At 72.4% G+C, this 1,117-nt stretch carries 1 protein-coding gene; it reads left to right on the top strand.

Features of this window, described 5'->3' with window-relative positions:
* Positions 1-149: 149 nt before the first annotated feature.
* The coding region (locus tag ABWI07_RS44295) for a helix-turn-helix transcriptional regulator (RefSeq protein ID WP_353822227.1) at positions 150-1,117 on the top strand (968 nt) is incomplete at its 3' end.

Here is a 1,117-nt window from a genome sequence, read left to right on the forward strand (position 1 = left end):
GTCAGTATGACGACGGCGACGGCCACGGCGGGCTCCCTGTAGGCGGTGGGGTGTTGACGTGGTCGAAGGTCGCGGAATCGGTGCGCGCCGGGGTTCGGCGGGACGAAGATGGACACCGGCGAACACATCAGGGCCTCGGGGGCGAGCACGTGCACGGCAAGCAGAGCGGCGGCAGTCTGGCACTCACCGAACTGCGCGAGAGACTGGCCGACGGGTTGGCCCGGGCCCGGCTGAATCAGACGCAGCTCGCCAAGCAGGCTGAGCTGGGGCGCACCACGGTGTCGGAGGCGCTCTCGCCCACGAAGCCGGTGCCGTCTGCGGAGACGGTGGCGGCGTTGGCCCGTGTGCTGCGGCTGCCGGTGGGGGAGCTGCTGGAGTTGCGGTGGACCGCGGTCGAGGAGGCGGGCACGGTCCCGGCGGGCGGGCCGGGGCGTCGGATCGGACAGTGGGATCCGCATGATCTGGAGGTTCATCCGGCCGGGGCCGGCCGGGCCCCTTCGGACCCCGACACGCCTGTGCTGCGGGCGCTGCCCGGGTATGTGCCCCGCGAGCATGACGGGTTGCTGGGTGAAGCGGTCCGGGACGCTGCGGCCGGCCGCAGCCGGATCGTGGTGCTGGTGGGCAGCTCGTCGACGGGGAAGACCCGGGCGTGCTGGGAGGCCGTCCAGCCCCTCGCGAAGAAGGGGTGGCGGCTGTGGCATCCCTTCGACCCGACCCGGGCGGAGGCCGCGGTGGAGGATCTGCACCGTGTCGGGCCCCGCACCGTGGTGTGGTTGAACGAGGCTCAGCACTACCTCGGCAACCCGGTATCCGGTGAGCGGATCGCGGCGGCTGTGCATCACCTGCTGGTCAGCCCGGAGCGCGGGCCCGTCCTCGTGCTGGGCACGCTCTGGCCCGAGTACGAGAAGCAGTACACGGCCCTGCCTCGTCCAGGAACGGAAGATCCGTACAGCCGGGCGCGGGAACTGCTCGCCGGTCGCACCCTGGCCGTCCCAGAGGCCTTCGACGCTCGGGCTCTGGCTGCGGCCGCTGTCCTTGCCGAGAGCGGTGACCGGCTGATGGCGGACGCCCTCACCCGCGCCCGAACCGACGGACGCATGACCCAGGACCTGGCCGG

This window comes from Actinomadura sp. NPDC000600, assembly GCF_040492135.1.
In the GTDB taxonomy this organism is placed as follows: Bacteria; Actinomycetota; Actinomycetes; order Streptosporangiales; family Streptosporangiaceae; genus Spirillospora.